The following is a 22294-nucleotide window of genomic DNA, read 5'->3' on the forward strand; positions in this document are numbered from 1 at the left end:
GGTTCAGGCGTTGACGTAGCGGCGGCCCTCGAAGGCCCGCCCCAGGGTGACCTCGTCGGCGTACTCGAGGTCGCCGCCGACCGGCAGCCCGGAAGCCAACCGGCTCACCTTGACACCCATCGGCAGCAACAGCCGACTCAGGTAGGTGGCCGTGGCCTCACCCTCCAGGTTGGGGTCGGTGGCCAGGATGATCTCGACCACGGTGCCGTCGGCCAACCGTTCGCACAGCTCACGGATCTTGAGGTCACCCGGGCCGATCCCGTCGATCGGACTGATCGCCCCGCCGAGCACGTGGTAGCGGCCGCGGAACTCGCGGGTGCGTTCGATCGCCACCACGTCCTTGGACTCCTCGACCACGCAGATCAACGCCGGATCGCGACGCGGATCCCGACAGATCCGGCACTGGTCGTCCTCGGAGACGTTGAAGCAGGTCTCGCAGAACTTCACCTTGCTCTTGACTTCGATCAAGATGTCGGCCAGTTTGCGGATGTCGTCGGGGTCGGCGGCGAGGATGTGGAACGCGATCCGTTGCGCAGACTTCGGCCCGATGCCGGGCAGCCGTCCGAGCTCGTCGATCAGGTCTTGGACCGGACCCTCGTACACCTATCCCCTCATCTCCTCGGCGCCGCGCTGCGGCAGTCGATCGTCATCGGCCGAGCAGGTCACAGACCCAGACCGCCGGCCATCGGGCCGAGCTTGGCCGCAGCGGCCTGCTGCTGCTCCTCGGTTGCTGCCCGGACCGCGGCCAGCACCAGATCGGCGAGCGTCTCGGTGTCGTCGGGGTCGGCAGCTTCGGGCTTGATCGTCAGATCGAGCAGCTCACCGGCGCCGGACACCTTGGCGATCACCAGGTCACCACCCGACCGGCCCTCGAACGTGGTGGCGGCCAGTTCTTCCTGCGCCTGCATCAACTGCTGCTGCATCGCCTGGGCCTGCGCCAGCATGCCGCCCAGGTCCATGCCGCCGGGCGCGCCGCCCATCCCGCCGAGGCCCTCCAGATCTCCGAGGCCGGGAATGCCGCTGCTCCCCCGCGGATCAGCCGGGGACGCCGGATCGGAGGGTGTACCCGGATCTGGGTTGGGCGAGTTCGGGTTGGGCGAGTTCGGTTCGGACATGACGCGGAACTCCTGGCTGAGCGTTGCGAATGGACTGAAGCGCGGAACGCTCTCGCTGCGAGAGCTGCTCCACGTACGGACACCCCAGCCTATGCGCCCGTCTCCTCCTCCGCGATGATCTCGGCGCCGAGTCGGCGTTGGAGCAGTTCGGTGTGCGACTCAGCGGCCTCATCCAGAGTGTCGTCGTTGCGGTCGGCCAGTGCATCACGGGCGTCCCAGTCCTCGGCGCCACCCGATCCTCCGGACCCGTCCGCCGAGGACGGGCTGACCCGCCACGGCGGCGCATCGTCGATGGCGCCCGGCCCGGGCCCAGCATTCCCGGACCACCCAGCATTCGCGGCCTCGCCGGATCGCCCGGATTCTCCGGGGCGCTCGAAAGCTGCCAGCCGCTCCGGATCCGGCGGCCGATTCCCCGGACCGCCGCCATCGTGCTGCTGACCGGCCGATCCGGCCCCGGTCCCCGCGGGCGAGTCGACGGGTGCCCACGGGTCGACCGGTACGGCACCGGCAGGTCCGGACGATTCGCGGCCGAAGGGCGGCTGCCCGCCGGGTGCCGATCCCGACGGCCCCGCGGAGGACGGCGCTGAACTCGGTCGGGCTGAATTCGATGGCGCTGGATTTGATGGGCCCGCGCCGGAGGGCCCTGCGCTAAAAGGCGGCGTGTCGGGCGGACCCGCAGGTGCGGTCCCGGAACCCGACGAGCCGAAGTTCGAGTCCGACGGGCCGGTATCCGACGAGTGCGCGGAGGGGCGAGAATCCGATGGGTTCGAGTTCGGCCGTCCGCCCCGTCCGCCGCCAGAACCGGCGCTCGGATCGATCATCGTCTCGATCTTCAGCTGAGCGCCGAGCACCGAGATCAGGGCATCGCGAAGGATGTCCTCGCTACCGCCGCGAGCGAAATTCTCCCGGGCGCCGGCATTCGGCATCGCCAGCACGAGGGTGCCGTTGGTGAGGTCGGCGACATGGGCGTTCTGACTCAGCAGGATCCAGGTGAACCGCCGCCGGTTCTTGACCTCTTCCAGGATCTCCGGCCAGAGCCGTCGCAGATCGGTGATGGAGAGGTTGGATCCCTGCCCGGGTCCTCCCGGTCCAGCCTGTCCCTGTCCGGCCTGTGCTGGCGCAGGTGGCTGTGCCGGGACCGGATCGGTCGCAGCCGTCGGCGGCTGCGATGCCCCGGTCGGTTCAGACTCCGGCGCGGGCGATCGATCTGCTTGCTGGGCCTGCGGCCGACTCCCCGGCATCGTCGGGGTCGGCCAATCGTCGACACCGTGGCTCTGTTGGGCCGCAGCCGACCGATCGGCTGCCGGGGCCACATTCTGCTCCGGGGCAACGTTCTGCTCCGGGGCAACACTCGACTCCGGGGCAACGCTCGGCACCGAGGGCGGTCGGTCGCCGACCGGATCGACGGTGTTCTGCGGCGGCGCGGAGCCGGCGTCGCCGCTCGGCTGGGCGGCCGGCGATACGGACGGTCCTGCGGCCGGGTTGCCCGGACCGGGTCCCGTCGCCGCCACCGGCTGGTCCTGCGCGGCGCCGGTGCTGGTCATCCCGATCCGCCGCTCGAGGCGGTCCAGCCGAGCATGCACGCCACGGTCGTCGAGATCGGTCCCGGGCAGCAGCACCCGGGCACACATCAGTTCCAGGTGCAGCCGTGGCGCGGTTGTCCCGCGCATCTCGGTCAGACCGGCGGCCAACACCTCGCCGGCCCGGGTCAACTCCCCGGCTCCGAGCGCGGCCGCCTGCGAACTGAACCGCTCGGCCTGATCGTCGGCCACGTCCACCAGCCCGGAGGTCAACGCATCCGGCACCGCAGCCACGATCACCAGATCACGCAGTCGGCGCAACAGGTCCTCGGCGAACCGCCGCGGGTCCTGACCGACCTCGATCACCTTGTCCACACAACGGAAGACGCCCCCTGCGTCACCGGCGGCGAAGGCGTCCAACATCTCGTCCAGCAAGGAATCCGGCGTATAGCCCAACAGCGCCGCGGCCTGGCTGTAGGAGACACCCTGCTCCGCGGCCGCTCCGAGAAGTTGATCAAGGACCGACAGTGAGTCACGGACCGAACCGGCGCCGGCCCTGACCACCAGCGGCAGCACCCCGTTCTCCACCTGGATGCCCTCGGCGGTGCACAGCGTGCCGAGATAATCGCTGAGCACCCGCGGCGGCACCAACCGGAACGGATAGTGGTGGGTCCGGGACCGGATCGTCCCGATCACCTTGTCCGGCTCGGTGGTGGCGAAGATGAACTTGACGTGCGGCGGCGGCTCCTCGACCAGCTTCAGCAGCGCATTGAAGCCGGCCGTGGTGACCATGTGGGCCTCGTCGACGATGTAGATCTTGTAGCGGCTGCTGACCGGTGCGAAGAACGCCCGCTCCCGCAGGTCACGCGCATCGTCGACGCCGCCGTGGCTGGCCGCGTCGATCTCGATCACGTCGATGCTTCCCGGCCCGCCGGTGGCCAGGTCACGACACGAAGCGCACTCACCGCACGGCTCGGCGACCGGAGCCTGCTCGCAGTTCAGCGCACGCGCCAGGATGCGCGCCGACGTGGTCTTGCCGCAGCCCCGCGGGCCGGAGAACAGATAGGCGTGATTGACCTTGTTGTTGACCAACGCCCGCTGCAGCGGCTCGGTGACGTGCTCCTGCCCGATCACTTCGGCGAAGGTGTCGGGGCGGTAGCGCCGATAGAGCGCAAGCGGCGGCGCCACGGCCGGAGCCTCGAACAGTGCATCATCGGCACCGGTCATGCCAACACCATCCGAGCCGGTCACACCGTCCATGCCGGTCACGTCGGCGCCTCCCTGATCAACCACGGTCGTCACCCTAGTAGGTGGCTGCGACAGAACCGACGGCTCGATGATGTGATGACTCCATGACCATCACCTGGATGCTGTTCGATGCCGACGGCGTACTGCAGCGGATGCCCGTAGGCTGGAAGTCCTCGCTGCTCGACCAGCTGACCGATGGCCGATCGGATACCGACCCGGAAGCGACGTTGGCCGAGATCTTCGCCGCCGAACGGGCCCGGGCCATCACCGGCGGCGACTTCACCGCCGTCGTCACCGAGGTCCTCCAGCAGCGACGACTCGACGTCGATCCGCAAGCAGTCCTGAACTCCTGGCGGACGCTGGAGGTCGACCCGCAGCTGATCGCGAGGATCAGCGATCTGCGGGCGGCCGGAATCAACTGCGCGCTGGCTACCAACCAACAAGACGTCCGGATCTCCCACATGCGGGCGATGCCGGAGTACGCCGATGTCTTCGACCGGCAGTTCTACTCGGCCGAGTTGGGGCTGGCCAAACCGGATCCGGCGTTCTTCGCGGCGGTTCTCGAGGAGCTCGGCATCGCGGCCGAGCAGGCGCTGTTCATCGATGACTCTGCGGCCAACGTCGACGGAGCACGGATGGCAGGGCTGCGCGCGGAGCTGTTCAGCCAGTCGGCCGGACGAGGGGAGCTGGACCGCATTCTGAGCCTGCACGGCGTCCAGGTCTGACGTCCCTCATGTCCCCGGACATGAAAAAGCCCCCCGCGTACCCGAAAGAGCTCGCTTACCCTTGCTGCCTTCCGACCCTGGGGGAGTTGGGCAAGATATCGCCACGCGGGGGACCGACACCCGAGTGTACGCGATCAACCGACGCCAGACCATCCGGCCACCGACACCGCACACTTGGCCACCGAATGTGAGCTGGTGGCTGTCAGCCGACCGGATCGGCAGCCATCAGCTCACATTCGGTGTCGATGGCACGCTCAGCGCCATACTGGTTCGCATGTCCATGCCGGCACAGCCGCCGCAGCGGATCGGGGACGCCGCGCGCGATCGAGCCGCCGGATGCTCCGCACGGCAGCTGACGCCTCGACGGACCGGATCGACCAGCTGAGGAGCTGCTCAGCTCGGTCGCTTCTGTGAACCAGGTGAAGGCGCCCCCAACGCGAGGAATAATCGATGTGTGAGTCAGTCGCAGCCGATGCCACCTCAGCGGATCGGGGACGCCGAACGGGATCAAGCTGCCGAATTCCTCCGAGAACATCACGCACAGGGTCGTCTGGACCCGGCCGAGTTCGACGATCGGATCACCGCGGCACTGAGCGCCAAGTGGCAGTCCGATCTGGACCGGCTGTTCTTCGACCTGCCGGCTCCGACCCCACGCGGTGCTGTCGCACCGGTGCCACAGGCCAAGCCGCCGGCATCGACCACCATCCCCGGCCTGCTGTCGGACAAGACGCGCAACATGATGGACGTGCTGTCGGTGGCGATCTGGCCGATCGCCATTGCCGGCATGGTCTTCCTGCACGGCCGCGCCGGCCTGTTGATCTTCCTCGCCATCATGCTGACCGTGATGTGGCATCGCCGGAAGAGCCAGGACAATGCCGCGCGCGCCAAACTCGAGCGGGACGCCAAGCAGCAACAGGACGCCGAGCGGCGCCGCCTGGAGCAGGAGCGACGGCGCTACCAGGACCCCAACGGGCCCTGGGGTCCGCTGGGCTGACCCCGATCACCGCCCGACCGCGGGTGCCGACCCTGGCCCAACCCTGACCCGTCGAACCCGGGGTCGCCCGGTGACAATTGCCATGGCGCGTTCGCCCTCGGCGGCCCGATACTGAATGGGTGGCTGCGATCCAGGAGAACGACCCGATGACCACCGTCCGGCAACGGATCGGTGATGCCGAACGCGACCGGGCGACCGAGTGCCTACGCGAGCACATGGCTAGTGGCCGTCTCGACGCGGCCGAGTTCGACGACCGACTGGAGCAAGCCCTGACCGCCCACTACCAGTCCGACCTCGACGGCCTGTTCGTCGATCTGCCCGCACCGCACCCGGAGTCGGCTGCCCAGCCGTTCACGCCCGCTGCGTCCTCCGAGGATCGACTCGCGCAACCCGGCGCGTACCAGGATCGCCCGATCTCCGACCACCAGGCCGCCGGCTGCGCGCGAGCTCAGCAGACGGCCGGTTGGAATCTGATGGTCGCGCTGATGTGGGTCGGCGCCGTCGTGGTCTGCGCGACCGTCAGCTGGCAGCTGTGGTGGCTGATGTTCATCCCGATGGCGATGTCCGGCGGTCTGCACAAGCACCGTCGCCAGCAGGCGATCGAGCGACACCAGCGGCACCGGATGCGGCATCTCGGTCATCGGGCGCACTGGCAACGCTGACCCACGATTCGCGCATCATGGGCCCACCCTGTACCCTCCTGCTCTTGGAGGATTCGCCTAGTGGCCTATGGCGCTCGCTTGGAAAGCGGGTTGGGTGCAAGCCCTCAGGGGTTCGAATCCCCTATCCTCCGCGGCTGACAATGCCCTCGGTCAGCTGACCTCCTCCGAGGTCAGACGTCCGGGGGCATTTGTCGTGACCGGTGCATCGGCATCGCACAACGTTCCCGTCGGCGGAATATCCCGACCGTCGAGATCGTTGTCATCAGTGTCGGCCCGGCAGGGCGACGCGAAGGTCGATCGGTGGCGACACCATCGACCGGCACTCGTGCTCGATCCTGTCGGCACCGGCCCGGTTCGGTCCGGCCCAACCGCCCGATCGCTGCGGCGATCGGATTGCGCAACGTGGCGACCCTCCTGATTCGACCAGCAGAACGCTGGCTGATCAGGCTGCCCAGAAATGCTTGTCGGGGCCGCACACAACGGGCCCCGCTCGACCGAGGAACATCATGATCAATCCGTACCTGCAAATGTTCGACGGCGCCCGGGACGACCGCGCCCTGAGCCATCGCGCCGCTCGCAACTTCCGTGACATCCGCGCAGCCGGGGAGAACCGTCGGCGTCGGCGTCAGGGGCGGCGTTCCGCTCGCTGATCACCCACACCGCGGTGGACCTGGCCTCGCCAGGTCGGCTGCCAGACCGGCCGGTCGACTCGCCACGAGTCGGCCGGCCGTCGTCGTTCTCGTCCCGCGGGCTCGCCGCAACGTGTGCTGCGCCACGCGCGGTGTGTGGATTTTCCCAACATCGCCTCACAAACAGTCAGGATTCCGCTACGGCGGCGATCCAGCCTGGTCGCGTGCCCTAGGCTCCCGGAGGCCGCGTTTTTTGCGACGCGGTCCTGCGAGTCGGCGCAACCCCGACAGGCCTCTGGCCCGTGCGCCTTGGTGACTCGCGAGGAATCCCCCTGAGGGAGGGGACGGTCCCTCACCCCCCGGGACCGTCCCTGCTCCTCCTCCGGAGGGCGGCGGGAGCGGCGGTCCGCCACCGATAATGCGTTGCCGCCGGCCTGCGCCCGGTCCTAGTGTCGGGTGCAGCACGATCGTCCAGATCGAGGAGCGCACACCATGGTCGTCGCAGGCCGCCGCACCAGCAACCATTGAGCCGCCACCTCAGCCCGCCCGCTGAGTGAGCCCCGTCCGGGCCCGCGCGGGATCAGTCCGTCCTCTCGTCACCGCAGACCGACACGCCCTCTGTCGGCACTGCCGCATCGTCACCGTGTTCGTCGCCACCTGGCGTCCGAACGTGGCGCTGACCGCTGCCCGAATTCACACTCACGTACCGAAGGAATGCACTTCCATGCTGCAACCGAACCCGGATCCTCGGCGCCGCCGTCGGCGACCAGCAGGTCGTCGGCCGCAGCCACGAGGCCGATCCCGCCGCCTCACTCTCGTCTACGGATACTCGATGGCCACCTTCCCGCCGGTGGTCTCGCTGCTGAGCTGGAACCGGCCGGCAGAAGATGATCATGAGAACGACTCCGTCAGCCAGCAGGACCACGAACAGTGGAAGGTCGCGGTCACGATCGCGGCCGCCTCCTGACCTCACCCCGGCTCCTGGTCCTCACCTCGCACCGGCCTTCGCGGTGCGAGGTGAGGATCGCGGGAATAAACCGATTGCGGTGCCGGTACTGGACCCGATAGCGTGATGCTCACGCCATGATCACCGGATCGTCATGACTGGTGCCCGGCGAAGGAAGTCCGACGAATGAATCACCAAGGAGGTGCCCCCATGATCAACTTCATCGATGCCGATCCGATCGCCGCTGCCGGCGACGTTGCGGTGGGCGTCTCCTGCGGCTACTCGCAGCCCGCCTGTTGACGCCGGGCCGGCTCTCGTCGCCGGCTGCCTGACCCGCTCACCAAGCCTGCCCGGGCTGCTCCGCTGCCCGCCAGTGCACCGACGCCATCCAACGGCTCACTCACCGGCTCGCTGCCACCACGGCGTCGAGCCATGCTGTCCGATCGCGTACGCGACGGGCCCACATCCCTGCCCGAGAAGGAATTCACATGTTGCTGGAATCTGACGCGCTCTACGACGCGCTCCGAATATCCGATCACGACCGAAGCCTGCACGCCGCCCGCCGGTATGCCCTGCAAGAAGCACTTCGGGAGCGTCGTCGCGGCGAACGTGCCCGCGCAGGACGCCGACACCGGACCCGGTGGCTGCCTCTGAGGCGTACAGCGTGATTGCCCGAATCCCCCACCCTGCCCGATTTGCCCGCCGACCGTTACCGAACAGCTGAGAGGAGGAGTTGATCATGAGCTTCCAGATGTACAGCATCCAGCCCGAGCCGCGCACCGAGTACAGCCGGCCCAACCATCTGCAGATCGAGTTGTACGAGATCATGCGCGGAGTGCGTGAGGCGCAAGCCCTCGCCCGCTTCGAACGACGCGAACTGAAGAAGATCCGTCGGGACATCCGACGGATGGAGCGGCAGACCCGTCGCCATCCGATCGCCGAGCGGCAGCGCGACCATGAACGCGTCTGACCGTGACCGCGGGCGGACCGCGACGACCGATAACCGGGCAGCCCGTCCTTGATCATCAAAAGGTGATCAAGGACGGGCTGACGGCTTTCACGGCCGCTTGGTCTCCCAGTCCACCGTATCCCGGGTGACCTCCGTGGCGGGTCGCTTGCCGAGCGGCGCTACCGGCGGATTGTCCTGGGTCTGTTGCAGACCGGGCCGGCCGTCGAACACAGCGAACGACGCTCTGGTGAAGACCGGTTGGTCGGGAACCGACACCTTGGCCACGCAGCGGAAGTCGGCGTCCATCCGTTCCGCGGTGATCTTGGTCCGGACGTAACCGCGCAGATTGTTCTGGAAACGCAGATGCGGATTCCAGGCCAGCCAGGGATGCGCCCCGGACGCCGAATCAGCGCCGTCACCACCCGAGGTGATCGACGAACACACCAGCTCCGACCCAACCGTCGGCGAGTCCGGATCGTCGTAGTCGAGCTTCAGGTCCGAGGCCCAGTGCGCATGGACGTCACCGGTCAGCACCACCGGATTGCGGACCTTGGCGTCGACCCAGGCCTTGGTGATCCGGTCCCGGGACGCCGCGTAGCCGTCCCAGGCATCCATCGACACCGTCTTCAACGGGCCCTGATCGTTGTCCCGCTGGGCGAAGAACACCTGCTGGCCGATCACGTCCCAGGTCGCCGTCGACCGGCGGAATCCGTCGACCAGCCATCTTTCCTGTTCCGCGCCGGTGATCGACCGATTCGGATCGACAGCCTCGGGGCAATCATGATCATATCCGTCGCCGCAGCCTTGATCATCACGGAACTGCCGGGTGTCGAGCAGGTGGAAGTTCGCCAGCTTGCCCCACTGCAGACGCCGATAGATCTGGATCGCCGCCCCCTGCGGGATCGAGGTCGGCCGCAGCGGCATGTTCTCGTAATAGGCACGGAAGGCCGCCGCCCGCCGATCGATGAAACCGGGCGCGTCCTCGGCATGCTCGGGAATATCGGCAGCCCAGTTGTTGTCCACCTCGTGATCATCGAAAACGACGACGAACGGCGCCGCACTGTGCGCCGCCTGCAGATCGGGGTCGGTCTTGTACTGCGCGTGCCGCTGCCGATAGCCGGCCAGATCGACCGTCTCCGGTCCGGCATGATCACGGACGTTCCCGGTCGGCGCGACGTAGCTGTTCGCCTTGTACTCGTACTGGTAGTCGCCGAGGTGCAGGATCAGGTCGGGTTGATCTTCGGCCAACCGCCGATAGCCGGTGAACCAGCCGTGCTCGTACTGCGAGCAGGACACGAAGGACATCGCCAGCGCCGCCGGCGACTCGTCGGCCGCCGGCGCCGTCACCGTCCGTGCGACCGGTGACAGATACCGGCCCTGCCGGAATCGGAAGTAGTACTCCCGGCCAGGACGCAGCCCGTCGGCCGTGACGTGGACCGCGTGTCCGTAATCCGGTCGGGCGACAGCCTGACCGGAGCGGACCACTCGACGGAACCGCTCGTCGTCGGCGATCTGCCAACTGAGCGGGTAGGAGCGGTTCGGCATACCGCCACGGCCGTCGTCGGCCAGCGGATCGATCGCCAACCGGGTCCACAGGATGACGCTGCGGCTGTCCGGATCACCGGAGGCGACACCGAGGGTGAAGGGATCGGCCGGGAGTTGCGGTGCCGCGTTGGCGGTGGCCACCGGCAACGTGCCGAGGGCGGCGGCCGAGGTCGTGACCAGACCGGCCCGGAGCACGGCCCGCCGGGACGGACGCGGTTGAGGTGTCGGAGCGGGATGAACAGGCAGGCCGGAACCGGCGGAGAAGTGCGGCGAAGGGGTCATACGGTCGACCGTTTCGACCCTGAGCGACAACTGAGAGTTGGGGCAGTTGCACTCCGGTTACCGTCAGCCGACGGTTCTGCCGCCGACGATCATTCTCAGCGCTCAGCCAGATCGTAACGATGTCGTGTTCGAGTGCGACCGGGTCACTGACTAAAGTGACGGCGTGATTTTCAAGCGCGTCGGGGACATCCGTCCTTACCCGGACCACGGCTACGTCCAGAAGCAGTGGGCGGCCATCGCACCGCACCAGGTACGCCTCGACCAGCTGGTGACGACCAAGCGGACGCTGGATCTGGAAGCACTCCTGGAGGAGGATTCGACGTTCTACGGTGACCTGTTCGCTCACGTCGTCGCCTGGCGGGGCGATCTGTATCTGGAGGACGGCCTGCATCGGGCGCTCCGCGCCGCGTTGCAGCAGCGGCAGACGATGCATGCCCGGGTGCTCCAGCTCAACGAATAGGTCTCGATCCACCCGACGAGGCCGCACAATCACCTCGTCTGCTCCATCGATGTAGGACAATCAACGTTGCTTGTGGCTCGTCGGGGCCCAGCACAGGACCGAAAGGGGGAGGCGAATGGTCGGACGCGTGTTCCGCATCATCCGTACTCCGCTGACGCTGTTGATCTTGCTGGGGATTCTCGCCTTCGGGGCCTGGTGGGGCTGGAACAACATCGTGGCGCCGCCGAAGAAGACACCGCCACCGCCGTGCGTGCAGACCAAGGTCACCGACAAGGCGTTGAAGTCCAGTCAGGTGACGGTCAAAGTCTTCAACGGCGGCGACAAGAAGGGGCTGGCCGGGGACGTCACCCGACAGCTGCGGGCCAAGGACTTCAACGCGCTCGACCCGGCCAACAGCAACGACGAGATCAGCAAGACCGTGATCGTCGGCAACGCCGCGAAGAATCCCGAGGTGTTGCTGGTCAAGAGCTTCTTCAAGGGTGCGACGGTGAAGGCCGACGGCCGTGATGATCACACCGTGGACGTCTTTGTCGGCAACAAGTACGGCGGTTTCAACTCCAAGGCCAAGTCCAGCTATCCGGTCAAGACCAGCACGGTCTGCCTCCCCGCGTCGGCCAGCCCCGCAGCCGAGAGCTGACCTTCGATCTCCGCGGGAGCGGATCAGCCCTTCTCGTCGAGGTCCTCGGTCCCGTCACGGTCGGTCGTCCGCCAGGCCGCGAGTCGGCCACCGCGGCCGATCGCCCGGAGGCGACGCTCGGTCTGTTCCCTCAGATGGCTGGGCGTCACGATCAAGATCTCGTCACCCACCCGGAGCCGCTCCCGCTGCGCCGGTACCATCGACACGTCACCGCGGATGATCAACGACACGGCGGCGTTCTTGCCGAGCCGGAGTTCACCGATCTCGACCCCACTCAACTTCGACCCTGCCGGGATCTTGACCTGCAGCAGATCGGCCGAGACCCGCTCCAACGGGGCGACCTCGACCTCGACGTCGGTCGCCTGGGCCCGGTCGGTCAGTCCCAACCGCGACGCCACCCAGGGCAGCGTCGGCCCCTGCAGCACGGTGAACACGATGACGAAGATCAACACCACGTCGAAGAGCTTGGTCGCGTCCGGTACTCCGGTGGCCAGCGGGATCGTACAGAGCACGATCGGGACCGCGCCGCGCAACCCGGCCCAGGACAGGAAGATCTGATCCCGCCAGCCGATCTTGAACCAGACCGTCGACAGGAACACCGACAGCGGGCGGGCGATCAGGGTCAGGAAGAAGCCGGCGGCGAGGGCGATCCCGACGTCGGACAGGTCGATCCGGTGCGGCGAGGACAACAATCCGAGCATCACGAACAGACCGATCTGTGCGATCCATCCGATGCCCTCGACGAACGACCGGGTCGCCATCCGGAACGGGAGTTTGGCGTTGCCGATCAGCAGTCCGCAGACGTAGACAGCGGCGAAGCCACTGGTGTGCACCTGCCCGGCCACGGCAAAGGCCAGCACCGTCCAGCCGAGCGCCGCCAGGGCGTACAGGCCGGATGACGGCAGGTTGATCCGGCGCAGGATCTGGATGCCGATCCAGCCGAGGGCAGCACCGATTGCCAGCCCGCCGAGCAACTCGACGATGATCAGCAGCAGCATCACCGGTACGCCGCCGTGCGTCGGGTTGCCGGCGGCAGCCGCGCTGGCCAGGGTGACGACCAGGACGGTCGGGGCGTCGTTCAGTCCCGACTCGGCCTCCAACATGCCGCGGATCTTGTGCGGCAACGGCACCCGCCGCAGGACGGCGAAGACCGCCGCAGCATCGGTCGGCGACGTCACGGCACCGAGCAGGATCGCCACCCAGGGGTCGAGCCCGAGCACCAGATAGCCGAACAGACCGACCGTGGCGACACTGACCGCGACACCGCCGGTGGCCAGCGTGACCGCCACTCCGGTGGAGGACTTGATGTTGCCCCACTTGGTGGTCAGACCGCCCTCGGCCAAGATCAAGACCAAGGCGCCGAAGCCGATCGCCTGTGCCACCTCGGCGTTGTCGAAATGGATCCCGATCACCGAGTCGCCGAGCACCATGCCGATGCCGAGGAACAGCAACAGCGCGGGAAGTCCGAACTTCGCTCCGACCCGAGCGGCGAAGATCGCGGCGATGAGCACGATCGCACCGATCAGCAGTACGGCGTCGAGATCGATCATCGGGCTTCCCCCTCTCGGCGGTCGGGCTTGTGATCAGGTGCGAACGGCCTTCACCAGCAGGTCCTGCAGCAGCAGACGCTCGGCGGCATCGAGCGGATCGAGGGGCGAGTCCTTGGTCAGCTGACGCATCAACCGCGAACGGGTCGTCTTCCCGGCCGCTGTGAGACACACCCGCTTGGCCCGCCGATCGTCGGGATGCGGTATTCGCTCGACCAGTCCCCCGGCTTCCAGCTTGTCCACCACGAAGGTGACGTTGGATGCCTCACAGGCCATTCGGTGAGCCAGCTCACGCATCGTCAACGGCGTCGCCAGTTCACGCAGCGCCATCGCCTGGCTGGCGGTCAGGCCCAACCCCTGCAGATGTGATCGGAGATGATCATCGATCCGCTTGGCCAACTCGGCGACCATCAGGCAGACATCACGATCGGTCTTCATGATCATTCTGTGCACCTTCCCTGACGGCAGAGTCACGCCCCTGGCGTCCGGGCCGCCTGATTATTCTATCGGCAGCACGAGCAGCGTCATCATGCGAGTCTCGATGATCCAGAGTGAAACGATTTCAACTCGAAGTAGTTCGCGTCGACAACCGGGCCTTGTGCAGGATCGCGACTGGACCCGGCAGCGGCTCAAGATCGCCCACCGGACTCAATCCGGCCGGGCTCAACCGCGGCGGACGGAACCGCCGGCCAGGTCGGCTGTGAGTTCGCCGCCGTCCAGGACCAGTCGGCCACGGACCAGGACCTGATCAATGCCGACCGACAGTTCGCGCGGGTTGGCGTAGTCGGCGCGGTCGGCGACCGTGGTCGGATCGAGCAGCACGAGATCGGCGACGGCTCCGGCCACCACCCGGCCCCGGCCGGACAACCCGAACGCCTCGGCCGCCGTGCCGGAGGTGATCCGGGTCAACTGCGGCCAGTCGAAGTCGCCGCGCTCGCGGCCGAAGCGGCCGTACATCCTGGCTACGCAGCCGAAGCCGCGCGGGTGCGGCGCGCCGCCGAAGAAGATGCCGTCCGATCCCGAACAGGCGCCCGACAGGGTGAACTGCCGGGCCAGGTGATCGTCGGTCCGCGGTTGCGGGATTTCCATCACCGTGGTCGTGGTCAGACCAGATCCGGCCAGCAGCCGGTAGCCGACCTGCAGCGGATCCAGCCCACGCCGGGTACCTGCCTCGGCCAGAGTGAGGCCCTCGAGGTCCCGATCACTCCCGGTCCCGGCCGAGGCGATCCGGATCCGGTGTTCCCAGCCGATGCCGAGATTCTCGTGTTCCTCGACGCGGGCCGCGAAGCCGGCGGCCAGCTCGCTGCGCACCGCCTCGTCCTGCAGTCGGTGGGCCGCCTCGGCATTGCCGAGCATGATCAACTCCGAGGGCAGCAACACCATGCTGAGCAGGGTGAAGCCGCGGAAATAGGGGTAGGCGTCCCAGGAGAAATCGACCCCGGCGCGCCTGGCGCGTTCGATCAGCTCGCCGATCAGCTCGGGTCGGGCGTGGAAGTGTGAGGCGTGCCCCCGGACGCCGCTGCGCCGGCAGATCTCGATCAGTTCGTCGACGCCGACACCGGCGTTCTCCTCGTAACCCCGGATGTGCGAGACGTAGATGCCGGACGCGGCGGCGACCGGTCCGCAGAGGGCGGCGAGCTCGGCCGCGTCGGCAAAGACGCCGGGGACGTAGTCCAGCCCGGTGGACAGGCCGAGGGCGCCGGCTGCCATCCCGTCGGCGACCATGCCCACCATCGCCTCCAGTTCGAACGGGGTCGGCCGTCGGGCCTCGCGTCCGAGCACCTCGTAGCGGACGGTCCCGGCCGGCACCAGATAGCCGACATTGAGTCGGGTGCGTCCGTCCCAGCCATCCAGCAGCGCTCCGACCCCGCCACCGCGATAGCTCGGATGGCGGCCGTTGAGCGCGCCGAAGTAGTCCGTGGCGTAGCGGCCGTCGCCCGGAGCGAAGGAGATGCCGTCCTGGCCGGCGATCACGCTGGTCACTCCGGACCGCAGCAGTCCGAGCTGGACGTCGTCGTCGAAGACCCGAGCGTCGGCGTGCGAGTGGGCGTCGATCGCCCCCGGCATGATCATCCGGCCGGTGGCGTCGATGGTCTGATCGGCTGCTGGCAGGTCGGTGCCGATCGCGGCGATCCGGTCACCATCCAGCATGAGCTCGGCGGGGTAACTGCCGTCGTAGGGGTCGACGACGGTGCCGCCGGTGATCTTGACGGTCATGATCAGAAGTAGGTCGCGACGGCGCCGCGGATCCTGGGTTCGGCTCCTTCGACCAACAGCACCGACCGCCACTTGTCGAACATCGTGCACGGATGGGACAACCCGAGCCGTACGACGTCGCCGACCTTCAAGCTGCCCGGTTCGGACAGCTCGACGTAGGCATGTTGATCATTGGTGTTCACGATGGTCGCAGCCGGCGCCGGGGCCAGCCCGCCGGCCGTGAGCACCTGCTGGATGGTCGGCAGCCCGGCGTCGTACGGCAGGTCACGCTTGCCGGCGTCCAGCAGGATCAGGTGCGGCTCCGGCGCCGAGACCACTCGAGCCCAGACATGGGCGGCGGCCTGCAGCTCGGGGCCGGTCCTGGTCGCGGCCGGCGTCAGACCGGCGTACATGCCGTCGTCATGCACGATATAGGCGCCGGACCGCAGCAGCAGCCGTCCGTTCGGCGTCCGCTCCGCCACCGGTCCGAGGATCTCGGCGACCAGGTCGAAGTGCGCGCTGCCGCCCGCGGTGAGGATCGCGTCGTCGGTCTCCACCAGCGGCGCGATCGCCGTGAAGCGATCTGCCATCGCGGCCAGGAACACCTTGACCGCGTCCACCCGAGTCTGCGGGCTGTCGCCGGGCACCGAACCCTCGTAGCCGGCGACGCCGCGCAGCAACAGCCGCGGCGAGTCGACCACGGCGCGGGCGATCGTCAGCGCATCGTCATGCTCTCGGACACCGGCGCGGGCATGCGGGTGGCCGATCTCGACGCAGACCGGCAGTTGCCGCCGTGCACCCGCTGCCTCCAGCAGGCCGGTCATCTGCTCGACGCCGGCGACCGAGTCCACCCAGGTGGTCACCTCGAAATCGGGATCGGCGTCCAGCTCACCGGCCAGCCAACGCAGCCCGACCGGCGACAGATACTCATTGGCCACCACGACCCGGCCGATGCCGGCATCCCGGGCGACCCGCAGCTGAGGTTCGTTGGCGACCGTGATCGCCCAGCTGCCCTGCGCCAGCTGCCACTGCCACAGCGCCGGACACATCGTGGTCTTGCCGTGTGGGGCCAGCGACGCCCCATGATCATCGACCCAACGCTGCATCGCGGTCAGATTGCCGGCGACCAGGTCGAGATCGAGGGTGAAGACGGGCGTCGACACCTCCGCGAGCGGCACGTCCACCTCCGCCGGCCCGGGCGCCGCGGCCAGCGCCGGACTCCAGTTCTTGTCCCGGAGGTCGAGGGTGATCAGATTGTCGCGCAACGCGTCCAGATGGCTCACACGGCGACCCTATCCCCGCCGCTCCCGGGTCCGTCGACCCGTGCTCGCGTGGGATGGCCGCGCCGACCAGGGCATCGAACGATTTCGCGCTCCGCTTGCAGGATTGGTAATCTCTCCGGCGGTGGCGTGTCTGAGCGGCCTAAAGAGCTCGCCTCGAAAGCGAGTGAGGGGTCAAACCCTCCGCGGGTTCAAATCCCGCCGCCACCGCCGATCGGCCGACAGCGGCCGAAACTGCGAACTCCGTCCCGGATGATCCGGGACGGAGTTCTGTGGTTGTGGGGTGGCAACCGGATTCAGTGCTTGACCAGGGTCTTCTCGGCGGCCTCGATCTGGGCCGACGTCGTCGGCTCCCCCTTCGGGGCGAAGCTCATCCAAGTCCCCAGGGTGCCGTCCTGACCGGTGTCCAGGACCACCGTGACGACCCGATAGCCCGGATAGTCGGCCTGGGCGCCGTCACTGAGCAGATGCACCGTGCGGTGGCCCGCCATGCCGTCGACCGTGACGTCCTCGGACTCCTCCTCGGTGACCTTCCAGCTGCCGTCGTTCATGAAGCCGTAGCTGGTCAGGCAGCTGATCAACTGGTCCGCCGCGTCCGCCGGGTCACCGAACCCGTTCTCCGACCGAATCCCGCCGATCGCGATGCCGGCCGCCCAGTCCTGGTCCGTTGGTTTGATCTTGGTGGTGCCCCAGACGGCTTGATCATCGAGCCAGGACCATTGGGTCTTGTCGTAGCGGAACCCCCAGTCCTTGACGCCTTCGTACTGCAGCCCACTGGAGGCATAGATCGGCGCCTGACTGCCGGTAGCGACCTGATTGCCGCCGGCGCAGTTGAGGTCGACCTCCTTGCCGGACCCCGACGACGGCCCCGCAGAGGGCGACGGGTCGGCACTGGCGGACCCGGACGGCAGCGGCACGACGGGGTTCTCGCCGGAGTCGCTGCGCCAGCGCGCCATTCCCCACCAGACACCGGCAACGATCACTGCGATCACGACCACGCCGATTGCCGCACCGACCAGCAACCGGGTGCGCTTCGACCTCGGCCGCTCCGTGACCGGCGCGGCCGGAGCCGATCCACTGTCGGAGCCGGTCGGCGGCGGCGTCGTGGCCGGCGAGAAGGTCGTGGCCGCGGTCCACGAACTGCCGTCCCACCATCGGTACGAATCAGGAGTGCCAGCCGGATCGGGATACCACCCAGGAGGATTCACGCCGCCCCTTCACAACACGCCGAGTTGACCGAAGAGGAAGAGTAGCGGGCCGGCGGGTCGGGTGACCGACGAAGGAAACAGTCGCGGTCGACAACGAAACAGATAAGGTGGCCGACATGTCAGGCACGTCCGACGACACACCCCGAGCAACCCTTGCCGAGGTGGCCAGGACCGCCGGAGTATCGGTGTCCACCGTCTCCAAGGTGCTGAACGGCCGGCCGGGAGTCTCTGCCGAAACCCGCACCGAGATCGAGGAACTGCTCGATCGGCGCCACTACAACCGCCGCAATTCACCGCGCCCGATCGCACCGTTGATCGACATCCTCTGCTACGAGGTGGACAGCGCCTGGGCGGTGGAGGCGATCAGCGGGGTCGAACGGATCGCCCGCCAGCAGGCGATGGGAGTCGTGGTCTCCGGGACGAACGACCGGCACGCGGCCGACCCTGCTTGGTTGGAGGGGGTCCTGAATCGCAATCCGCTCGGAGTCATCAGCCTGATCTCGACGCTGCCCACGGAGCAGATCAAGCAACTCCGCGCTCGGAACATCCCCCTGGTCACGATGGATGCCGGCGACTCCCCGGACAGCTCGGGGCGCGGCGACGTGCCGTCGATCGGATCGGCCGACTTCAGCGGCGGCTACGCGGCAACCAAGCACCTGCTCGATCTCGGACACCGCACCATCGGCATGATCACCGGCCCCAGCGACCTGATGGTCTCCACCGCACGGGTCGCGGGCTTCCGCGCCGCTGTGGAGACGGCCGGACTGAGCGTCGATCCCGACCTGATCCGACCGGGCGAGTTCCATCACGCCGACGGCCTGGCCCAGGGGCACCTGTTGCTGACCCGGGAGAACCGGCCGACGGCGATCTTCGCCGGCAGCGACGTGCAGGCACTCGGCGTGTACGAGGCCGCCCGGGCACTGCGGATCGGCATTCCTGACCAGTTGTCGGTGGTCGGCTACGACGACCTGCCGCTGGCGCCGTGGACCGCCCCGCCGCTGACCACCATCCGGGTGCCGCTGGCCGAGATGTCGAAGGAGGCGACCCGGCTGCTGCGTGCACTGCGCGACGACCCGAACCTCACCGTTCCGCGGATCGAGGTCGCCACCTCGCTGGTCGTACGCGAAAGTACAGCAAGTATCGACCTCGATCCGTAGACGTTTCGCTCAAGTTTCGCTACTATCGCAGAAACTTGCGAAGGTACGATCGCGCCGTTCGGAGGCGCGTCGGGTGAGCCTCGGCCTTCGCAGTCCTCCGCGACGAAGGGGAATACTTCGATGCGCTCCGTGCACGTCTCACGGGCGTCGCTGCGTCGACTCGGGATGATCTTCGCCGCAGCGATCACCGCTGCGGTGACTGCTCTGGCCAGCACCGGCTGCGTGCCGGGCCCGGGAAAACCACCGCCGCCCGGCTCGCCCACCTCGGGAAACATCACCTGGTGGGGCTGGACACCGACCGACGCCGCGGTCGCCAAGCAGTACATCGCGGCGTTCAACAAGGAATATCCGAACATCCACGTCACCTTCCGGCTGGTATCCATCGACTCCTGGGATGCGGCACTCCGGCCCGCCCTCGCCTCGTCCAGCGGCCCCGACGTGTTCGACATGGAGCCCGGTCAACGGGTCGAGCGGTTCAAGGGCTTCACCGAGGACCTGACGCCGCTGGCCGAGGATGCCCTCGGCCCGGCCTGGAAGGACAAACTGGCCGAGATCGGCGTCAAGGGCCTGACCTACGACGGCAAACTGACTGCACTGTCGGTCGGCCAGACCTACGCCGGCTCGGTGTGGATCAATCCCGACCTGTTCGCGAAGTATCACCTGCAGCCGCCCCGGACCATGGCCGAGTGGAAGAAGGTCTGCAAGGTGTTCCGGTCCCATGACCAGGGCTGCTTCGTGCAGGGTGCCGCCGGGGCCGGCTTCAACCAAGACACCCTGCAGGCGATCGCCGATTCGATCCAGCCCGGGATCTGGACCAAGGCCTCCAAGGGCGAGGTGAAGTGGACCCACCCGGTGATCATCAGGACACTGCAGACCTGGAAGGACCTGTTCGACTCCGGGATCATGCAGCCCGGAGCAATCGGCTACCAGCAGTATCCGGACGCCAACAATGACTTCCTCAGCGGCAAGTACGCGATGGTGATGATGGGCACCTGGTACATGATCAACAGCACCAGGACCGGGATGCAGAGCTCGCTCAGCGCCGCCGGTGTCGCCGATCCGCAGCCCTTCGCCATGCAGCCGATCCCGTTCCCCCGGGTGGACGGCTCGCACCATCCGAGTGCGCTCTTCGGTGACGCCGACTACGGCCTGTCGGTGAACATCCGCTCCGAACACCGGGCCGCAGCCAAGACCTTCGTGCGCTGGATGACCACCAGCGAACAGGGCCAGCACGCGGTCGCCGATTCGCTGCTGGACCTGCCGTCACTACGGTCGATCCAACCGGACTTCGACAAGATCACAATGGTCGACGACCGGCAGGTCCCCTGGATCAAGAGCCTGGTCAAGCAGACCAGTACGGTGACCGAGCCGCGGATGTCGCTGGTCAATCAGGACGTTTCAACCGCGATGCAGGCCTCGGCGTCCGCCGTCGCCACCGGCCAGTCCACACCACAGGAGGCCGCCCAGACTCTGCAACAGGCGGCCGAGGCCGCCGCGGCGGTGCAACGATGAGCGCCCGCCGTCAGCTCCGCCCACCGACCGGCCTGCCGTGGATCCTTCCCGCCTTGGTCCTCGCCGTCGGGCTGATCTACTACTGCATCGGCTATACCGGATTCGTGTCCACCCTGGACTGGGACGGCGTCAGCGCCGATCCGGCACGCGTCGGGCTCAGCAACTACTCCCGGATCATTGCCGACCCGATCTTCTGGAAGGCCCTGTGGCACACGGTGATCTTCTTCGTGGTCACCTTCGGCGTGCAGACCCTGCTCGGGGTGCTGTTCGCGGTGTTGCTGCATTCCTCGGTCAGGCTCGGCGTCGTTTACAAGGTGTTGATCTTCATCCCGGTGGTGCTGGCGCCGGCCATCATGGCACCGGTGTTCCGTCAGATCTTCGCGCCGGACGGTGAGTTCAACTGGGTCCTGGAGCACATCGGGCTCGGCTTCCTCACCCAGCCGTGGATCGGCCAGCCCAGCACAGCACTGCCGGTGATCATGGCGATCACCATCTGGCAGTGGACCGGGGTCACCTTCGTGCTCTACTTCGCAGCGATGGGCCAGATCGACAGCTCGACCCTGGAAGCAGCCCGGATCGACGGTGCCGGCAACTTCCGGGTGCTGGTCAGCATCATCTGGCCCGGCGTCCGGGGCACCACGCTGGCGTTGGCGATCCTGGCCGCGATCGGCGCCCTGAAGACCTTCGATGTCCCTTACCTGGTGACGATCGGCGGCCCGAACTACGCCACCGAGTTCCTCGGCACCTACATCTATCGGATGACGATCCCGCAGGCGCACGTCGGCTACGGTGCGGCACTGTCGATCATCCTGCTGGTCGTCGCCCTGGTGATCGCCATCGGTTTCCAGATCCGCGGCCGGGAGCGGGAGGTGCCCCGTGTTTGAATTCAGGACCCGCCGTAGCAAGATCATCCTGCAGCTGCTGATCACCTTGCTGATCCTGCCGTTCGCTTTCCCGTTGGTGGTGATGGTGAAGGGATCGCTCGCCGGCCAGGGCTGGCAGAACTACCGTGCCGTACTGGCTGTCCCGGGGTTCGCCCGCTTCTTCCTGAACAGTGCCATCATCGCCGCTGCCGTGATCGTCCTGGTCTATCTGGTCACCATGCTGGCCGCCTTCGGCTTCGCCAAGCTGCATCTCCGTGGCCGGGAGATCTACTTCTGGTTGCTGTTGGCCTGTCTGACGCTGCCCGAGGTCGTGCTGCTGACCCCGTTGTTCACCACGGCCACCGCCTTCGGGCTCTACAACACCTACCTCGCGGTGATCCTGCCACTGGCGGCGTTGCAGGTACCGTTCGCCGTGCTGCTCACCCGGACCTTCATCAACGGGCTGCCCGACGAGATGTTCGAGGCCGCCCGGGTCGACGGTGCCAACACGCTGCACACCTTCATCCACCTGGTGATCCCGCTGACCCGGCCGATCGCCGCGGCGGTGTTGATCTTCACCCTGGTCGGCGCCTGGAACGACTATCTGATGCCGCTGGTCTTCCTGCAGGACCCGAGCATGCAGACGATCACCCTGGTGCCGCAGTTCTTCATCGGACAGTTCAGCAACGATCAGACCAAGGTGCTGGCCTCGGCGGTGTTGACCGCCATTCCCGAGGTCGTCGCCTACCTCTGCCTGCAACGTCTCTTCGAACGCGGCCTGTCCGCCGGCGCGATCAAATGACAACAACCCGACCTCAA

21 protein-coding genes, 2 tRNA genes, 1 other RNA gene and 1 pseudogene are annotated in these 22294 nt (G+C 67.4%); 15 read left to right on the plus strand and 10 right to left on the minus strand.

The features are described 5' to 3' along the window. Nucleotides 1-3: 3 nt before the first annotated feature. The 3 genes and pseudogenes from recR to BLU38_RS11240 form a co-directional block, all read right to left on the minus strand. Nucleotides 4-603 (minus strand): recombination mediator RecR, encoded by a 600-nt coding sequence (recR, locus tag BLU38_RS11230; RefSeq protein ID WP_091524515.1) that lies wholly within the window; start codon nucleotides 601-603, stop codon nucleotides 4-6. A gap of 59 nt (nucleotides 604-662) precedes the next feature. Next, complete coding sequence (locus BLU38_RS11235) at nucleotides 663-1115, minus strand: YbaB/EbfC family nucleoid-associated protein (protein ID WP_407939673.1); 453 nt, start codon at nucleotides 1113-1115, stop codon at nucleotides 663-665. A gap of 515 nt (nucleotides 1116-1630) precedes the next feature. Then, nucleotides 1631-3862: pseudogene (locus BLU38_RS11240) on the minus strand (DNA polymerase III subunit gamma and tau); the annotation flags it as partial. A gap of 125 nt (nucleotides 3863-3987) precedes the next feature. Here BLU38_RS11240 and BLU38_RS11245 point away from each other — a divergent pair. Next, a complete protein-coding gene (locus tag BLU38_RS11245; protein ID WP_091524522.1) occupies nucleotides 3988-4608 on the plus strand; it encodes an HAD family hydrolase in 621 nt (206 codons plus the stop codon). Between the two features lie 21 nt (nucleotides 4609-4629). On the opposite strand, the gene ffs is transcribed toward BLU38_RS11245, so the two are convergent. Continuing rightward, an RNA gene (gene ffs / locus BLU38_RS11250) (signal recognition particle sRNA small type) lies at nucleotides 4630-4726 on the minus strand. A gap of 336 nt (nucleotides 4727-5062) precedes the next feature. On the opposite strand from ffs, the gene BLU38_RS11260 reads away from it, so the two are divergent. From BLU38_RS11260 to BLU38_RS11275, 7 genes are all read left to right on the plus strand, one after another. Next, complete coding sequence (locus BLU38_RS11260) at nucleotides 5063-5602, plus strand: DUF1707 SHOCT-like domain-containing protein (protein ID WP_157683385.1); 540 nt, start codon at nucleotides 5063-5065, stop codon at nucleotides 5600-5602. Between the two features lie 119 nt (nucleotides 5603-5721). Then, a complete protein-coding gene (locus tag BLU38_RS11265) occupies nucleotides 5722-6264 on the plus strand; it encodes a DUF1707 SHOCT-like domain-containing protein (protein ID WP_091524532.1) in 543 nt (180 codons plus the stop codon). 46 nt (nucleotides 6265-6310) lie between these two features. Further along, nucleotides 6311-6395: transfer RNA gene (locus tag BLU38_RS11270), tRNA-Ser, on the plus strand. A 375-nt stretch (nucleotides 6396-6770) separates the two neighbouring features. Next, nucleotides 6771-6914, plus strand: a complete 144-nt coding sequence (locus tag BLU38_RS30855) for a hypothetical protein (protein WP_157683386.1) — start codon at nucleotides 6771-6773, stop codon at nucleotides 6912-6914. An 811-nt stretch (nucleotides 6915-7725) separates the two neighbouring features. Then, nucleotides 7726-7860: a hypothetical protein gene (locus tag BLU38_RS32035; RefSeq protein ID WP_269458172.1), complete on the plus strand. Its 135-nt coding sequence runs from the start codon at nucleotides 7726-7728 to the stop codon at nucleotides 7858-7860. A gap of 411 nt (nucleotides 7861-8271) precedes the next feature. Then, nucleotides 8272-8493 carry a hypothetical protein gene (locus tag BLU38_RS30860; protein WP_157683387.1) on the plus strand — a complete coding sequence of 74 codons (222 nt, stop codon included), beginning with the start codon at nucleotides 8272-8274 and terminating at the stop codon, nucleotides 8491-8493. Nucleotides 8494-8578: 85 nt separating this feature from the next. Continuing rightward, nucleotides 8579-8809 (plus strand): hypothetical protein, encoded by a 231-nt coding sequence (locus BLU38_RS11275; RefSeq protein WP_091524535.1) that lies wholly within the window; start codon nucleotides 8579-8581, stop codon nucleotides 8807-8809. Between the two features lie 87 nt (nucleotides 8810-8896). On the opposite strand, the gene BLU38_RS11280 is transcribed toward BLU38_RS11275, so the two are convergent. Next, nucleotides 8897-10615: an alkaline phosphatase D family protein gene (locus BLU38_RS11280; protein WP_091524538.1), complete on the minus strand. Its 1719-nt coding sequence runs from the start codon at nucleotides 10613-10615 to the stop codon at nucleotides 8897-8899. Between the two features lie 163 nt (nucleotides 10616-10778). On the opposite strand from BLU38_RS11280, the gene BLU38_RS11285 reads away from it, so the two are divergent. Further along, the gene (locus BLU38_RS11285; protein WP_091524541.1) at nucleotides 10779-11075 is read left to right on the plus strand and encodes a type II toxin-antitoxin system VapB family antitoxin; all 297 of its coding nucleotides are present in this window, start codon (nucleotides 10779-10781) and stop codon (nucleotides 11073-11075) included. 115 nt (nucleotides 11076-11190) lie between these two features. Continuing rightward, nucleotides 11191-11712 carry a LytR C-terminal domain-containing protein gene (locus tag BLU38_RS11290; RefSeq protein ID WP_091524545.1) on the plus strand — a complete coding sequence of 174 codons (522 nt, stop codon included), beginning with the start codon at nucleotides 11191-11193 and terminating at the stop codon, nucleotides 11710-11712. 23 nt (nucleotides 11713-11735) lie between these two features. On the opposite strand, the gene BLU38_RS11295 is transcribed toward BLU38_RS11290, so the two are convergent. The 4 genes from BLU38_RS11295 to BLU38_RS11310 all read right to left on the minus strand — a co-directional run bounded on the left by BLU38_RS11295 (nucleotide 11736) and on the right by BLU38_RS11310 (nucleotide 16738). Further along, complete coding sequence (locus BLU38_RS11295) at nucleotides 11736-13262, minus strand: potassium/proton antiporter (RefSeq protein ID WP_091524548.1); 1527 nt, start codon at nucleotides 13260-13262, stop codon at nucleotides 11736-11738. A 33-nt stretch (nucleotides 13263-13295) separates the two neighbouring features. Then, on the minus strand, nucleotides 13296-13703 hold the full coding sequence (locus BLU38_RS11300) for a MarR family winged helix-turn-helix transcriptional regulator (protein WP_091524552.1): 408 nt from the start codon (nucleotides 13701-13703) through the stop codon (nucleotides 13296-13298). 219 nt (nucleotides 13704-13922) lie between these two features. Further along, complete coding sequence (locus BLU38_RS11305; protein WP_091524556.1) at nucleotides 13923-15476, minus strand: N-acyl-D-amino-acid deacylase family protein; 1554 nt, start codon at nucleotides 15474-15476, stop codon at nucleotides 13923-13925. A 2-nt stretch (nucleotides 15477-15478) separates the two neighbouring features. Next, nucleotides 15479-16738 (minus strand): alanine racemase, encoded by a 1260-nt coding sequence (locus BLU38_RS11310; protein WP_091524560.1) that lies wholly within the window; start codon nucleotides 16736-16738, stop codon nucleotides 15479-15481. Nucleotides 16739-16858: 120 nt separating this feature from the next. Here BLU38_RS11310 and BLU38_RS11315 point away from each other — a divergent pair. Then, a tRNA-Ser gene (locus BLU38_RS11315) sits at nucleotides 16859-16945 on the plus strand. 86 nt (nucleotides 16946-17031) lie between these two features. Here the strand turns inward: BLU38_RS11315 and BLU38_RS11320 are convergent. Beyond that, a complete protein-coding gene (locus BLU38_RS11320; protein ID WP_091524563.1) occupies nucleotides 17032-17943 on the minus strand; it encodes a DUF2510 domain-containing protein in 912 nt (303 codons plus the stop codon). Nucleotides 17944-18059: 116 nt separating this feature from the next. On the opposite strand from BLU38_RS11320, the gene BLU38_RS11325 reads away from it, so the two are divergent. The 4 genes from BLU38_RS11325 (at nucleotide 18060) to BLU38_RS11340 (ending at nucleotide 22277) form a co-directional block, all read left to right on the plus strand. After that, nucleotides 18060-19100 carry a LacI family DNA-binding transcriptional regulator gene (locus BLU38_RS11325; RefSeq protein WP_091524567.1) on the plus strand — a complete coding sequence of 347 codons (1041 nt, stop codon included), beginning with the start codon at nucleotides 18060-18062 and terminating at the stop codon, nucleotides 19098-19100. Nucleotides 19101-19220: 120 nt separating this feature from the next. Further along, nucleotides 19221-20612 (plus strand): ABC transporter substrate-binding protein, encoded by a 1392-nt coding sequence (locus tag BLU38_RS11330; protein ID WP_091524572.1) that lies wholly within the window; start codon nucleotides 19221-19223, stop codon nucleotides 20610-20612. After that, on the plus strand, nucleotides 20609-21496 hold the full coding sequence (locus BLU38_RS11335; protein WP_091524576.1) for a carbohydrate ABC transporter permease: 888 nt from the start codon (nucleotides 20609-20611) through the stop codon (nucleotides 21494-21496). The genes BLU38_RS11330 and BLU38_RS11335 overlap by 4 nt, the downstream gene beginning before the upstream one ends. Continuing rightward, a complete protein-coding gene (locus tag BLU38_RS11340; protein WP_091524578.1) occupies nucleotides 21489-22277 on the plus strand; it encodes a carbohydrate ABC transporter permease in 789 nt (262 codons plus the stop codon). The genes BLU38_RS11335 and BLU38_RS11340 overlap by 8 nt, the downstream gene beginning before the upstream one ends. Nucleotides 22278-22294 lie beyond the last annotated feature (17 nt).

This window comes from Microlunatus soli (genome assembly GCF_900105385.1).
GTDB classification, from domain to species: domain Bacteria; phylum Actinomycetota; class Actinomycetes; order Propionibacteriales; family Propionibacteriaceae; genus Microlunatus; species Microlunatus soli.

What these genes read in the sequence shown, in the direction of transcription:
- BLU38_RS11235 (WP_407939673.1), bottom strand. Translation starts at nt 1,115, where the DNA reads ATGTCCGAACCGAACTCGCCCAACCCGAACTCGCCCAACCCAGATCCG.
- BLU38_RS11245 (WP_091524522.1), top strand. Translation starts at nt 3,988, where the DNA reads ATGACCATCACCTGGATGCTGTTCGATGCCGACGGCGTACTGCAGCGG.
- BLU38_RS30855 (WP_157683386.1), top strand. Translation starts at nt 6,771, where the DNA reads ATGATCAATCCGTACCTGCAAATGTTCGACGGCGCCCGGGACGACCGC.
- BLU38_RS32035 (WP_269458172.1), top strand. Translation starts at nt 7,726, where the DNA reads ATGGCCACCTTCCCGCCGGTGGTCTCGCTGCTGAGCTGGAACCGGCCG.
- BLU38_RS30860 (WP_157683387.1), top strand. Translation starts at nt 8,272, where the DNA reads ATGCTGTCCGATCGCGTACGCGACGGGCCCACATCCCTGCCCGAGAAG.
- BLU38_RS11275 (WP_091524535.1), top strand. Translation starts at nt 8,579, where the DNA reads ATGAGCTTCCAGATGTACAGCATCCAGCCCGAGCCGCGCACCGAGTAC.
- BLU38_RS11280 (WP_091524538.1), bottom strand. Translation starts at nt 10,615, where the DNA reads ATGACCCCTTCGCCGCACTTCTCCGCCGGTTCCGGCCTGCCTGTTCAT.
- BLU38_RS11290 (WP_091524545.1), top strand. Translation starts at nt 11,191, where the DNA reads ATGGTCGGACGCGTGTTCCGCATCATCCGTACTCCGCTGACGCTGTTG.
- BLU38_RS11295 (WP_091524548.1), bottom strand. Translation starts at nt 13,262, where the DNA reads ATGATCGATCTCGACGCCGTACTGCTGATCGGTGCGATCGTGCTCATC.
- BLU38_RS11300 (WP_091524552.1), bottom strand. Translation starts at nt 13,703, where the DNA reads ATGATCATGAAGACCGATCGTGATGTCTGCCTGATGGTCGCCGAGTTG.
- BLU38_RS11305 (WP_091524556.1), bottom strand. Translation starts at nt 15,476, where the DNA reads ATGACCGTCAAGATCACCGGCGGCACCGTCGTCGACCCCTACGACGGC.
- BLU38_RS11325 (WP_091524567.1), top strand. Translation starts at nt 18,060, where the DNA reads ATGTCAGGCACGTCCGACGACACACCCCGAGCAACCCTTGCCGAGGTG.
- BLU38_RS11330 (WP_091524572.1), top strand. Translation starts at nt 19,221, where the DNA reads ATGCGCTCCGTGCACGTCTCACGGGCGTCGCTGCGTCGACTCGGGATG.
- BLU38_RS11335 (WP_091524576.1), top strand. Translation starts at nt 20,609, where the DNA reads ATGAGCGCCCGCCGTCAGCTCCGCCCACCGACCGGCCTGCCGTGGATC.